This window comes from Parasphingomonas puruogangriensis (genome assembly GCF_036663635.1).
In the GTDB taxonomy this organism is placed as follows: Bacteria; Pseudomonadota; Alphaproteobacteria; order Sphingomonadales; family Sphingomonadaceae; genus Sphingomonas.
The window spans coordinates 50,694-63,905 of sequence record NZ_JAXOJI010000009.1 but is presented as its reverse complement, the minus strand read 5'-3'; the positions used below and the strand labels follow the sequence as shown (position 1 = coordinate 63,905).

Sequence of the window (13,212 nt, the reverse complement as noted above, 5' to 3'; positions counted from 1 at the left end):
AAGGCCAGTTGCCCTTGAAGTTGATGGCTGCACCGCCGTGACCGCGTCGATACCGACGCCCGTCATCGCAAAACCCAGACTGACAATCAACTGCACCTTGGCAGCAGAGTATCGGGTCTACGGAGCGGCCGGGAAGTTGTCATTGGACGGTAGGGAATGCACTCAGAGGTGAGGTCAGCCGGGTTCACATGCGGAGTGCGCGGTCACGTCGCTCCTAAGTGCTAGCACCGAGTACGTCGGCAATGCGATATCTTGCCCACCCCTGCGGCTACCCGACCCCGGCCGCTTACTTCAACCTGAGCGTGGTATAGGGCAGCTGGAAATAGTGCGTCGCCGATCGTATCGCGCGACCGACTTTAGACTGGCTGTTCCGAAACACGAGTTCGCCGAAATTGATTCCGAATCCGGCGAAGATCTTACGCTGGGGGACAACCCCCCTGGCGCGGTCTTCGTTGAGAAAGTTCTTACCATAATAGCCGAGATGCAGTTCGAAAAGACGCAGCGGCGTACGCGCCAACCGATCAAACCCAGCCAGTTTCACGGCGAAAAGATATCGCTGCTGCTGGTAGTGTTTCTTGCCCTTGAACGTGTACAACTCGTCGTTGGGTACGATCGACAGGCGGAAGTCGAGTTTGTCTTTCATGCCCGGCACGCTGTTGCGCAATACGGAAAAACCGCCGCCCGCGACGTTGAGGGCGAGATCGTGGACTGAAAACCCGCTGCCCTGATGCAGCCCGTCGGTAACCTCTCCTAATAATTGCAGTCCCGTCGCCAATGCCGCTGCGGTCAGTGCGCTTTCGACCCCCGTGCCAGCCTTGCGCGCGATACGATTATACAACACGTCCGAATAAACATAGGTGTTGAAGCCATGCGCAAGCTTGTCGAGCCCCAAATTGTTCGTGTCGCGCCCGAAGAACCCCTCATTTTGGAAGCGGAATTTTTGAGGGTCGCGGATTGCAGTGCCGACATGGATGACAGAGAACAGTGCCAGCATCCCGCCGAACTCCCACTTCACCGCGCCAACCTTTGCTCCGAAACTGTCGTATCGGTGCGGCGTAGCGTCCGCCCCTCCGCCCCGAACGTCGATCAACGGTGCGCCGACCAGTGCCTCAGCGGCAGGTGTACCCTCCCTGGCGGCAGGTGCTTCGGGCAAGGCGATCTTATAGGCGGTCGGCACCAGCGCTGGCGTCGCAGTCGTAGTCGAGGCTTGGTCCTCCACTACCTCCGCGCGCCGCGTCGCCATAGCGGGCCAGCTTGCGGCAGCAAGCATTGCCGCGATTACACATCGCACCCAGCGCACACGGCGTCGCGCATGCACTGCTTCTCTCGATTCACGCATGCAAACGCCCCAACAAAACACCATCTCGTCCTAGCTGTAATCATCGTTCCGCTGGAGCGCCAGAACCGTCCGACGGCCTTAGCCGGCATTCGCCTGGGCATCCTGTGCTGAGCATAGTGTTTTGTTTGGACCGGGCTTGACAGCGCCGCGTTGCGTGATGCCCGCGGGGAGCAGACCTACCTGCGCAGCGTGATTGTCGAAGCAGGTATCGCGGTAAGCATCGCTAAATGTATCGGCCCCCTCCTGCGGCACTGCTTGGCGGCCCACCCTTCCGAGGATGGCCTTATCGCAGATTTTGTTCAACGTTCTCCAAGCCGCGGCCAAACCTGATCGGTGCGTCGGCCCTAGTGGGCTCAGCTTCATACGGGATGGCGTCGATCAACGGTATTCCTCAATCAAGCGCTTGGATTGAAGATGCAGAACTATGACTTATTGGATCGGGCGACTTGATGCGGCGCCTGAGGAACGCTGTCGGCGCTTGCATTCTGATCTCTACTGTTCGTTAGCTGCGCCGCATGCCAATTGGCAACATCAGTCCGTGAGCCTTTATAATCGTTAGTAAGAGGACGTTTGCTCTCGCCTTCGGGGCGGGGGGGTTCTAGAGCGCACAAAACCAAATTCGGGGTTAATGTGGCATATTCAGTCGTTGATGATGTGGCTATCGCCGTCGCCGGGCTGCAGCGGGCGCTTACGCCGGAGTTCGCTGCGACAATCGTGCCGGTGGCGGAAGCACTGGCAGCGGCGCTGCAGGCGGGTAGAAAAATCCTGATCATGGGCAACGGCGGGTCCGCCGCTGATGCACAGCATATTGCCGCGGAACTTGTTGGTCGCTTCAAGATCGAACGTCCTGGGCTCGCGGCGATCGCACTGACAACCGATAGTTCGGTGCTGACGGCGTGGAGCAACGATTATGCCTATGAAACCGTATTCAGCCGGCAGGTGGAGGCGCTTGCCCAGCCGGGTGACGTGGTGTGGGGCATCTCGACCTCGGGCAACTCAACCAATGTGATGCGCGCCTTTGAGGCCGCACATGTCGTCGGCGCGACAACGCTCGGGCTGCTCGGCCGGTCGGGGGGGGCGTTGGCAGCGATCAGCGACCTCTCGGTCATCGTGCCGTTGGAGCATACTGACCAGATACAGACGGCACATCAAATCGTTTACCATGCAATCTGCGGCTATCTTGATAACGTCTTCCAACCCACCAATGCGTAATCTGGTCGCAGGCGTTCGCGTCCTGATCGTTGGTGACGTAATGCTCGACGAATATTGGTTCGGCGACGTTCGGCGGATTTCGCCCGAGGCGCCAGTGCCGATCGTGCATGTGACACGTAGCGACGAGCGTCCTGGCGGTGCCGCCAATGTCGCACGCAACGTCGTCTCGCTCGGAGCACAGGCTACCCTGCTGTCGGTAGTTGGTGCCGATGCTACCGCCGACCGCCTCCGTACCGCACTTGACGGCGCCGGGGTGAAGCATCAGTTTAATATCGATCCAACCATTCGGACGACGTTAAAGCTGCGCCTGATCGGCCAGAATCAGCAAATGCTGCGGGTCGATTTTGAGGAGCCGCCGTCGTACGACTCCCTGGCGGCGAAGCGCGCCGATTTCGAAGCGATTATCTCCTCAGCCGACATCATTATATTATCCGATTACGGCAAGGGCGCGCTGCACAGAATTGAAGAACTGATTGCGATCGCACGATGCCATGGCAAAACGGTGCTCGTCGACCCAAAGGGTCGCGAGTATCGACGCTATGCCGGTGCTACTGCCGTTACCCCTAATCGCGCCGAACTGTCCGACGCGGTTGGGGGGTGGAGCAGCGATGCACAGATGGACGAAAAAGCCGAGGCCTTGCGCTCTCAACTCGGATTAGACGCGTTGCTCCTGACGATGAGTGAGCAGGGAATGAAGCTGTATCGCGACGGTCACATGCTGCACCAGCCGGCGCGTGCGAGCGAAGTGTTCGACGTATCGGGTGCAGGCGACACGATGATTGCCGGTATCGCAGTTATGCTTGGTAGCGGGAGAAGCTGGGAGGAGGCGGTCGCCTTTGCCAACACCGCGGCGGGCATCGCCGTCGGCAAGCTCGGCACCTCGACCGTGGAGTTTGACGAGGTTATGGACGCAGCACCGTCCCTACCGGCCAGAGAGCGAGAATGAACCCGGCCGACAAGATCGTCCCGCGTGCGGCGTTGGCGGAGCGTCTTGCAGTGATTGCGCGTCCGCTAGTATTTACCAACGGCGTGTTCGATCTCCTTCACCCCGGACATGTGGAATATCTCGCGCGCGCGCGGAGTTTGGGCGAAGCGTTGATCGTTGGGCTGAACGCCGATTCGTCGGCGCGTTCGCTGGGCAAAGGCGACGATCGGCCGATAAATCCGGAGGAAGACCGGGCATGGATGCTTGCGGCGCTTGAATCAGTGACATTGGTGACGTTGTTCAACGAGCGCACGCCGATTGAGCTGCTACACGAGGTTCGACCAGACATTTATGTTAAGGGCGGCGACTACGACATCGATGCGCTGGAAGAGACCCGCTTCGTTCGATCCTATGGCGGCGAGGCACGGGCGATCGCCTTTCGGACGGGCTATTCCACCACCGCGTTGCTTGATCGCATCCGCAAGACGACCCCGTGACTATTAGGCGCTGTGCGATATTCCTTGACCGGGACGGCGTCATCAATGTCGATCACCACTACGTCTTCCTACCCAGCAAATTTGAGGTGATAAGCGGCGTGTTCGATGCGCTGCATCGCGCGCGGTCTCTCGGTTATGCGCTAATCGTGGTGACTAACCAATCGGGCATCGCGCGCGGCTATTTTTCGCCTCTTCAGTATCTCGAGCTTGAAGCGCATATGCGCCGTGTGTTCGCGGCGCAGGGACTCTTTTTCGACGGTATCTATCATTGCCCGCATCATCCAGCTGGCAGTGTCGCACAGTTCGCGATCGCATGTTCGTGCCGCAAGCCGCAGCCGGGCATGATCCTCCAAGCCGCCCGCGAGCACGACCTTGACCTAGCCGGTTCGGTTATGGTGGGCGACAAGGACAGCGATATCGCCGCCGCTCGCGCTGCGGGCGTGGGGCGTAGTTACCTGCTCGATCCGCCGCGCCTGACGCTCCGGGATGTTGTGCTCGATTTGAGCCGCCTTGAGCCGAGTTGAATCTTGATAGTTGTTTACAACAAATAGAAAGCTTGCCCCGGCTTTGCGTTTAAGAAGTGACGGCGGCAAGGAGGATTTGCGCTGCTTCCCGCCACTGGCTGCGGGGTGTTCGCACTACCACCACCCCAGCACGAATTGCCTCACGCCACTGGAGGATGTGGTCGGCGAGCACCTCCGGTGACGCATCGACGGGGAAGTAACGAACGCCCTCGCCTGCATGCTGTTGGAAAACTGGAAGATCGCGCGCCAATACCGGCTTACCGTAGCCGAGCGCCTCGATAAGCGTTAGGCCGAAACCCTCGGCCAGCGAGGCAACCAGCACGCCCTCGCAGGCACGATATGCCTCCATCAATGTCACGTCGTCGATATCGTCCAGCCAAATCAGCCGGCGGCCATATTCGAGATGGTCAATAATCGTTTTCTTCAAAGCTTCTACCCGCCAGCCCAGGCGCCCGATGAGCACGAGCCTCTGATTTGATCCTCTCTCCCATATCAAATCGAACGCGCGGATTAGCTCTGCATGGCCCTTGCGGGGCTCAAGCGTGCCTACCACCAAGAAGAAGGGCCGCCCGGCCAGCGCGCGGATATGGTCATGTGCGGTCGCATAGCCGGGTGCGGCGGGTGCCTGTAGCGCGTCCGCAATATTGTAGCCCATGGGCAGAACACAGGTCTGGTACATGCTAGGATGCAGACCATAATGACGCAATTCTGCCGCCAGATCGGCCTCAGTCTGGTATGAATTGCATAGAAATCCATCGCCAAGCGCGGCGACGGCGTCGAGCCAGATACGGTTGCGCAGCACACCAAGCGGGGAGAACCAGTCCGGCCGATGAGCCGGCAACAGATCGTGGACGAGAAACCAGAGCTGTCCGCCCATACGGCGGAATAATGAGAGCTGTGAACGGTGCCATCGTACCGTGTCGAGCGCATAGTCAAGCCCAACAAAGACGTCGCCCGGTCGAGCACGCATCATCATGGGGACCGTGGAATCATAGCGTGATCCACCCCACGATATGCAGTGATAGGGTTGCGTGCGGCTGGCTCCGACGAAGCGAATGTCCCACCCTTCTGGCTCCTCTCGCGCCAATATCAGCGCCAGTGCACGTACCACACGCTGTATGCCGGTTCCGGCATCATCGACGCTGATCACGCTCAGGTCGATATAGAGCGTACGCCGCACTCCCGGCGTTGCGGCAACGCGCGCGACACGCCGCGAGCGAAGCGCTTGCGGTATCACCGCGCGGCGCACCCAATGTATCGGCAGATCGAGCCTGGCACGCAGGGCAACCCATCGGTTCACCATGGACCGAATGGTCGGATGCGAAGATGCTGCGATCACGCCGCGGGAAACTGATAGCCTTCAATATGCATCGCATCGAGATGCACTTGATGAGCGGTTTCAAAATCCTCAAAAAATTTCAGATGTCCCTGGTGGAGGACGGCGAACCGTTCGCAATGCGCTTCGATATACTCCAGGTCATGCGAGACGATCAGCATCGCTCTGTCGCTGCGTCGTTCGAAGAGCTCGATTTCGCATTTTTCGTGGAAACGTACGTCGCCTACCGCGCTAATCTCGTCGATAAGGTAGCAATCGAAATCGATGATCATCGAAATTGCAAATGCGAGCCGCGCTCGCATGCCAGACGAATAGGACCGTACCGGTTCGCGCAAATACGTCCCGAGATCCGCAAAGTCCTGCACGAAAGCGAGATTATCGCGAAAATCCTGTTTGTAGATGCGGCTTATGAACCGGACATTGTCCTGTCCGGTCAGGCCATTTTGAAATGCGCCGCCGAAGGCCAGTGGCCAGGAAACAGACATTGTTTGTTCGACCGTGCCTGAGGTCGGATTCTCGGAACCGCTGATTAAACGAATGAGCGTCGATTTGCCGGCGCCATTGCGGCCGAGCACACCGAGCTTCTCGCCCCGCCTGAGTGTGAAAGAAAGGTCGTCAAGAATTGTCCGATCACCTAGGCGCGTCGGGTAAACTTTGCTGACATGGTCGAACCGTATCATTGCGGCGTTATGTTGCGCGAAATTTGCGCAAGTAGCGTGAGAGCGGCGAAGGACAGCACTAGGCAACACGTTACCATGTACGACACGTCATAATGCGCGCGGACCAGGTGGCCGAAATAACCGTCTCGCACCATTTCCACGCCGTTCACCATCGGGATAAACAGGGCATAATATTGAAGTTTCTGAGGAAGTGCGTCGACCATGAAGGCTGCGCCGGACAGTGGGAAGATCAGATAGGCGAGAGGGTGCCAGATCTTGTCGACGAGTTCGCTCTTTTCCGCGAGTGCGCCGAGGAACACCGCCAGAGACGCGCCAAACCAGGTGAGCAGAAGCCAACCTTCGATGAGGGTCAGCACATCGACCGGGGGGTCGAGCCACCCGATATAGATATAAAAGAGCGATAGCGTCATGAAAGAGACAGTCGCCCCGGCCGCTTCCAGCAGGAGCCGCGACGCGAAAATATCCATCGCGCGCACATTGCGGTGAAACATCAGCCCGAGATTAGGCTCGATCGCATGAATGCAGCGAGCCGGCATGTTGCGCCACAGCAGTACGCTTGAATAGCCCGTCAGCGCGAACGCCACGATCGGCAAGCTCGACCCGTGCCCGGCTCCGGAAAAACTCCACAACGCGGTCACGCCCGCCGTGAAGGCCATCGGCTCAACGAACAGCCAGAGGAACCCGATATTGTGGCGACCGTAGCGCGTCAGGATCTCGCGCATGAGCAAGGCGTGGATCACCCGCCACTGAACTGCGGCGCTGCGACCGATCGAGCTTAGCGAAGCGGACATGGCATCTCAGTCCCGATGTTCCATGATACCGGCAAGCAGCAGCGAAAGGGCACCCCAGGCGATCAACCCCAGAATAAATACCGACAGCACGCCCCGGACCCGGCGCGGCTCGAGCGGGTAATCGGGAAGATTGGGCTCGACCACGCGTTCGACATAAGCGTGCTTGCGTCGTGCTTCGCTCCGTGCCTCCTCAAGCGAGGCCAGCGCGCTGGCGAGCTGCTTGTCCCCAATCTGGTTTTCGAGTGCTACGCGCTGATACTGGACGGCAGAGGCGGCGAGCGAGCGGGTGCTACCGGCGACCGCGCCGGTTTGCCGGTCGATCTCGGTCGACAGACCGCGCTGGCGCGCCTGTAGCACCGGGATCTGCTCGCTCGCCGGGGCAAGCGTCCGCAGTTCGAGCAACTGCGTTTTGGTCGTGATCAGCTGGTCCTGCAGCTTGGAGATCATTTGCATTTGAATGGTCGCTTGCTTCTCCGGGTCAATCAGACCCTGGCGGTTGCGCAATTGCGCGAGCGCGACGGCCGCGGCTTGCGACTTTGCCTTGGCGGCATCCACCTCCCGCTCTGCGACCGCAATCAAATCACGCCGTCCGCGGTCGCTCATCCGGTTGACCGTCTGCTCTGCCATCTCGATGAGCTGTTCGTTGAAGCGCCGGGCGACGGCCGGGTCATATGCCCGAACGATCAGCGTGGTGATCGAGCTCGACGTTTCATATTCGACCTTCACCTTGGTATCGTAATATTTGAACAGCGATTCGAAGGTGCCGTTCGTGCCCAGGCCATTAAACCGGTCGAACATGGAGATCGTCGGCGCGCTGTAAGCCCGCTCGAACGCATGTCCTCGATTGACTGCGCGCAGCGCGTCGCGCGAGGCCAAGAAATCCTGCACTGCATAGATTTCGTCGCCCGAGGTCGACAGGCCCGAGCTTTTGACGAGCAACCCCAGTCCCGACATGGCCGGCTTGTCCGGGCTACGCACGACGAAGCGCGATTCGGAAATATACAGGTTAGAGGCGAAGAACCCATAATACAGGATTGCCAGGATGGTTGGCAGTACCACCGCAAGCCAGAATAACAGCCGACCGCGCGGCAGTCGGGACAGAAGCGGTCTTGATGTGTCAGTAGCCGGCAAAATCATGATCACTATTTGTTAGAGCTTCAAAACGTTTGCGAAAACCGCGTTGCGATGGGTTGCCCGATGCTAAGCGCGCACTATCATCGTGTCCACGGCGGTCGAGCCGATCTCCGACGGCGGGTCCGTTCCACATTGTATCGCGCGAGGTGGGCGGATGCCTGAGATTGGGTACTAAAATCCTGCGGCCTGCACCGTCACGAGTGGGTAGATCGCCGCCCCGATGATGTTGACGAACTTCTGCAGGTCAGCCGAGGGTGCGCTGGTCACGAATACGACATCGTGATCGCGCATGACGAAGTGCTGCGCCGCAAAGAAGGTCACGGGATCGCGCAGGTCGACGCGGTAGATCACGGGGATCTTGCCGTCGGGGGCCCGCGGCGCGGAGGCTAGCCTGGCGGGCTCGATCGCCGCGGGATCTTCGAGCCGGAAGATAAACACGCCATGCGGATTGGCGCGGTCGTCGCGCACCCCGCCGATTCGCCCGAGCGCCTGCGCGAGCGTGATGCCCTGCGCCTCGAACTTGACCTCCTCGTTCTTGCCGGCCGCGCCGAGCACAGTGAAACTCTGCGACTGATAATAGGCCGTCACGATATCGCCCGGGCGTAGATAGACGTTCTGGCGGGGATCGCGAATGACGGCTTCGAGCGGCATGACGGCCACCATCGTGCCACGGGTGATCTGTACCGAGACCTTATCGACCCCTTCGCGCGTACCGCCCCCGGCGGCGATCGCGTCAAGCAACCGTTCGCCCCTGGGGGTCAGCGGTAGGCGCGCGCTGCGCGACACTTCGCCTACGACAGTCACCGCCGCCGCGCCATTCTCGGCGAGGCTGACCAGCACCTGGGGGCTGTGCGCCTTGCCGATAAGCCGAGCCGCGATATCGCGTGCGAATTCTTGCGGCGAGCGACCCGTGGCACGAAGCCGCCCGGCAAAGGGAATGTCGATCGTTCCGCTCTCGGACACTTGCAGCGGAGGAAGCTCGCTCGCGCGTTGCGATGAGCCCGCCGAAAGGGAATTTGCATCGAGCGCCGCGGCGCCGAACAGGACTGCGGGCGGCGCCTCGTAGATCGTCACGCGCAGCGTATCGCCGGGGGCGATCACCGTGCCGAAAGGTTGGCCTTGCCCGAAAACATCGGCGATACTTGCCGGGCGCACCGCGTCACTGGCGCGCTGCGCCGTCTGGTCGTTCATCTCGACGAGGAGCGCGCCATTGCCGGGCCCGCGACCAGTCCTCTTGATCTGGCTAGTGGAAGGGCCGTCGGCGCCAAAGAACACGCCGCCGCCGCACCCCGAAAGCAAGACCAGCATAGACACCGACAGCAGGTTGCGTCGCACGAGCTCGACCGACCGGCCAGGACGACGCCGAGAAACTACGTGCATGCAAAGACCTTGCTTTGCGGGCCCGTCGCCCGCCAACGGGGCCGCTCTATCGCGCGGGGGTGGCCGCCGCAAGATGGGCGGGCCTTACCGGACAGCATAGAAGAAGCCATTGCCGGTTTTGGGTGATCGATCGATCACGGTGAACCCGGCCGCTTTCAGTGGTGCGATCAGGTCGGCCTGATTCTTGCCAGGAAATGCGTTGTGCCACTCTACCATGAAGGTGGAGACTTCACCCAGCAGCCCTTCGGCAGCGAGGTTTTCGAAGATGCCGAATTCGGCTCCTTCGCAATCGACTTTCATGACGATATCGCAGTCGGGATGGGCCGCGCGAACACGGCGGACAACGTCGGACGCCTTTTCCAAATCGAGCTCGACGACAATACCGCCTTCATGGACTTCGACCGTCGAACGCGAACCAGAGTCATCGGTGTCGACGACGTTGAGCGCGAGCTTGCCGTTCCTATCCGATACTCCCGCGCGTGTCGCGACGACCTTGCGCGCGAGGTCAGCATTCAGGCTCAAATTAGCCAACGCTCGATCGAAGGTCGATTGGAAAGGGTCGAACGAATAGACACGCTCGACGCAGGGATTCTTCGAGAATTGCATTGCTACGAGACCAATGTTCATCCCAACGTCAATGACGACAGTCGCCGCGGACTTTTCAAACCTGTAGACCTGCTCAAGAAAGATCTCTCCGACGAGGTTCATATCGTCGGCGCAGCGGGCATAGAAACTGATATCGTCCTTCGTCAGGACAACATCATCGCCGCTTACCGAGACATGAAAGCCCTGCTCGAACAATTCGCGGAAACGATCGGGATGATGGCGTGCTATTTCAGGCGCATTGCCATCGATCCTGGGAAACAGAATTCTACTGTCGTCGTCGCTGGACTTCCCGCGTGGACAATATCCGTCAATACGCAGCCGCGCATTGCCAAATACACCAACGCGGTATTCGGTCAACGCCTTGTCGGATAACGAAAACGGGAGGCAGAAAAGCGACTTGCCGGTCCGCAGCTCGCCTGCCGTAATGTAGAGTTCAGCGGCAATTGATTTGGCGTAGTTCAGGCTGACGTCAAGGCAAGCAACGATGTCATGGTCTTCGCAGCCGCCAAGATCGATCGGAATAACATTGGCGAAAACCTTATAGTCTCCGGGCGCCACATATTCGTACGGACCGTACACAGCATGGCCGCTTTTGCCAAAGCTCGTCTCCGCAATCACGGCGCCATTTATAGTGCTGCCCGCACATACGTTATAATTTAACATACAACCTCATATCTACGGTAATCGACGCCCCGGAGAGACGCCCACCCCGGCCAATTCGGATAATCGCGCGCTACGGTTTTATAGGGTGGTGGGCGTTGAGACCAAGCTCACTCCATGGTTTTCAGGCGTAGTCGCGCCGTCGTGCAGCAAGGTCTTCACCTCATGCAAAACTTCGTCGACACGAATGAGTTTGATGCAGGCGACGTCCTTGGCACATTCATCGCTCGCGTGGTGGAGATAACATCCAGCGCAGGGTACCTTCCGACTGAGAATAACGCCGCCCATCTCCTGGCCCCACTCGTTCCAGTCGATCCTAGAGGAGTGAATGGACACGACCTGCGCGCCACGTAGCGCTGCAAAATGCTTCGGCCCCGAATCGTTGCCGACGAAGACGCTGCAATAGGAAACGAACGCGTCGAAATGGTCGAACGCAATCTTGCCGAAGGTCGCGACGATGCGATCGGGGTAGCGGGCCGCAAGCGCGGCGATCTTCTCGTCCGGCTTGTCCGACATCAAAACGATCTTTAGCCCGCTTTCCGCGAGCAGCCGCTCCGCCAATTCAAGATAGCCGTGCCAGCGCGTGAACTGAATCCGCGCGCCGGTGTGGAGCACGACGAAAACGTCGTCGTTCGTGATCCCATAACTGTTCAGCACCGAGCGATCGAGGTCAGGACGCCGCAGCGGTGCCGCGCCGCTGTCCAGCCACGCGCCGAACGCCTCGATCAGCAGCCGCGTCCGCGCCGAGTGGCGCAGCAGATCGCTACCGCTCTTGGGATCGCGCGTGGTGAGGCCAAGATTAAGGGTCATCCAGCCATCGCCACCAAATCCCATCGTCACGGGCGCGCCGGTGAGGTGCAGCAGTTTGTACGACACGCCGGAAACAGCGAGGTCGATCGCAACGTCGAAACGATGCGGCTCAAGTTGCCGCGCAAGATCGATCTGCCCCTGTTCATCCAGGACGCGCCGTTGGTGCATATCGTCATCTGGAATGTCTACGACGATGACGTCGTCAAACAGGCCGAGCGTCCGGCCCAATCCCTCGTTCGCCGAACTCAGCAAGCCCGTGATATGGGCGTCCGGCACGATCTCTCGCAGGCGGCGCAGTGCGGGTACCGACACCGCCATATCGCCCAGCTGATCAATACGCATTACCAAGATCCGTTTGACCACGATCGGAACGGAATTGGACGATGCCTTATGGACCGAGGTGGGCAGGGCGTTGATCCGCTCCTCGAGGGTAGCCCCGGGCATATCGGGGATCTTGGAGATTACCGCGTCGCTGGCGTTCCAGCGATCTTCTGAGAGCGGCTCTGCAACGATGATGGCACTGCGTAACCACGTCTCCCCCTCGTACGCTCGTCCATCGACGGTTGTTGCCCGCAGAATCAGTTCGCGCTTGCCGCGCTTTTCGTGCGTGAAATCCAGCCACGCATTGAACGCGTACTTCTTCATGTCAGGGTTACTTCGCTCATTCCGTAGCGCCGAGATTAGCGGCGTGCACGAACAGAGCAGCTCTGAGTCGAGATAGATCTCAATCTTTAAAATAGGCACGTCGGAGACGAAATAGCCACGCACCGCATCGATCCCAGCGACAGTGGCCCCGTCGCCTAAGTGCGTCCGACGGCGGGTGCCGGCTTTGGTCACGCACACCGCCGGACGGTGATCAATTGTTAAGCTTGTCCGGCTCTGGCGCGCGAGAGTCTGATCAACATAGACAAGATCGTTCTCATACGCTTTGGCATCGCTACCGAGATACGTCGCCCCCTCCGCGTTTGCGGCCAAGCGCACTCCTTCTGCGCCCGACTGGCCTTGCGTGGTTTCATAGCGACGGATGAACCCGTGGAGCAGCCTTCGGTCCGCCAAGGTCTCTTCCCGAAACTTCCCCAGAAAGATTAGCCCCTTAAGGTAGCTCTTAATTCTCACCAGCAATTCCCGTATCTGTGCGTTCCGGCACCAGTGACGCATCGGCCAGATGACCTTTAGCGCAAGCAGCTGGTATCGATCGATCGTCGGCCGACTTCACGCAATGCAAGCTTCGACAAATCGAGAAAAGCCGATCAGGTAAACCCCGCCAATCAGGCGTTGCGGCCACACAACCACAGCCGCCTTCATATATGTCTCAGTT

Annotated in this window: 12 protein-coding genes; 4 read left to right on the top strand and 8 right to left on the bottom strand. The window is 59.5% G+C overall.

The features are described 5' to 3' along the window. Positions 1-286: 286 nt before the first annotated feature. Complete coding sequence (locus U1739_RS18495; RefSeq protein WP_332710079.1) at positions 287-1,177, bottom strand: DUF2279 domain-containing protein; 891 nt, start codon at positions 1,175-1,177, stop codon at positions 287-289. Positions 1,178-1,909: 732 nt separating this feature from the next. Between U1739_RS18495 and U1739_RS18490 the strand changes: the two genes are divergently transcribed. The 4 genes from U1739_RS18490 to gmhB are packed head-to-tail and all read left to right on the top strand — an operon-like array spanning position 1,910 to position 4,497. Further along, positions 1,910-2,551 carry a D-sedoheptulose-7-phosphate isomerase gene (locus tag U1739_RS18490; RefSeq protein WP_332710078.1) on the top strand — a complete coding sequence of 214 codons (642 nt, stop codon included), beginning with the start codon at positions 1,910-1,912 and terminating at the stop codon, positions 2,549-2,551. After that, a complete protein-coding gene (gene rfaE1, locus U1739_RS18485; protein WP_332710077.1) occupies positions 2,544-3,497 on the top strand; it encodes a D-glycero-beta-D-manno-heptose-7-phosphate kinase in 954 nt (317 codons plus the stop codon). The genes U1739_RS18490 and rfaE1 overlap by 8 nt, the downstream gene beginning before the upstream one ends. Then, positions 3,494-3,973, top strand: coding sequence for a D-glycero-beta-D-manno-heptose 1-phosphate adenylyltransferase (gene rfaE2, locus U1739_RS18480; RefSeq protein ID WP_332710076.1), 480 nt, complete (start codon positions 3,494-3,496; stop codon positions 3,971-3,973). The genes rfaE1 and rfaE2 overlap by 4 nt, the downstream gene beginning before the upstream one ends. Beyond that, positions 3,970-4,497: a D-glycero-beta-D-manno-heptose 1,7-bisphosphate 7-phosphatase gene (gmhB, locus tag U1739_RS18475; protein ID WP_332710075.1), complete on the top strand. Its 528-nt coding sequence runs from the start codon at positions 3,970-3,972 to the stop codon at positions 4,495-4,497. Before rfaE2 ends, gmhB begins: the two co-directional genes overlap by 4 nt. A 49-nt stretch (positions 4,498-4,546) precedes the next feature. On the opposite strand, the gene U1739_RS18470 is transcribed toward gmhB, so the two are convergent. The 7 genes from U1739_RS18470 to U1739_RS18440 all read right to left on the bottom strand — a co-directional run bounded on the left by U1739_RS18470 (position 4,547) and on the right by U1739_RS18440 (position 12,869). Then, positions 4,547-5,800 (bottom strand): glycosyltransferase family 4 protein, encoded by a 1,254-nt coding sequence (locus tag U1739_RS18470; protein WP_332710074.1) that lies wholly within the window; start codon positions 5,798-5,800, stop codon positions 4,547-4,549. 32 nt (positions 5,801-5,832) lie between these two features. Continuing rightward, on the bottom strand, positions 5,833-6,513 hold the full coding sequence (locus tag U1739_RS18465; RefSeq protein WP_332710073.1) for an ABC transporter ATP-binding protein: 681 nt from the start codon (positions 6,511-6,513) through the stop codon (positions 5,833-5,835). Beyond that, on the bottom strand, positions 6,510-7,304 hold the full coding sequence (locus tag U1739_RS18460; RefSeq protein ID WP_332710072.1) for an ABC transporter permease: 795 nt from the start codon (positions 7,302-7,304) through the stop codon (positions 6,510-6,512). Before U1739_RS18460 ends, U1739_RS18465 begins: the two co-directional genes overlap by 4 nt. Before the next feature lie 6 nt (positions 7,305-7,310). Then, entirely contained in the window at positions 7,311-8,441 is a 1,131-nt protein-coding gene (locus U1739_RS18455; RefSeq protein ID WP_332710071.1) for a KpsE/RkpR family capsule polysaccharide export protein, read from the bottom strand. A 168-nt stretch (positions 8,442-8,609) separates the two neighbouring features. Next, on the bottom strand, positions 8,610-9,818 hold the full coding sequence (locus U1739_RS18450; protein WP_332710070.1) for a polysaccharide biosynthesis/export family protein: 1,209 nt from the start codon (positions 9,816-9,818) through the stop codon (positions 8,610-8,612). Positions 9,819-9,902: 84 nt separating this feature from the next. Then, a complete protein-coding gene (locus tag U1739_RS18445) occupies positions 9,903-11,042 on the bottom strand; it encodes an FkbM family methyltransferase (RefSeq protein WP_332710069.1) in 1,140 nt (379 codons plus the stop codon). A 123-nt stretch (positions 11,043-11,165) separates the two neighbouring features. Further along, the gene (locus U1739_RS18440; RefSeq protein WP_332710068.1) at positions 11,166-12,869 is read right to left on the bottom strand and encodes a glycosyltransferase family 9 protein; all 1,704 of its coding nucleotides are present in this window, start codon (positions 12,867-12,869) and stop codon (positions 11,166-11,168) included. Positions 12,870-13,212: the final 343 nt, after the last annotated feature.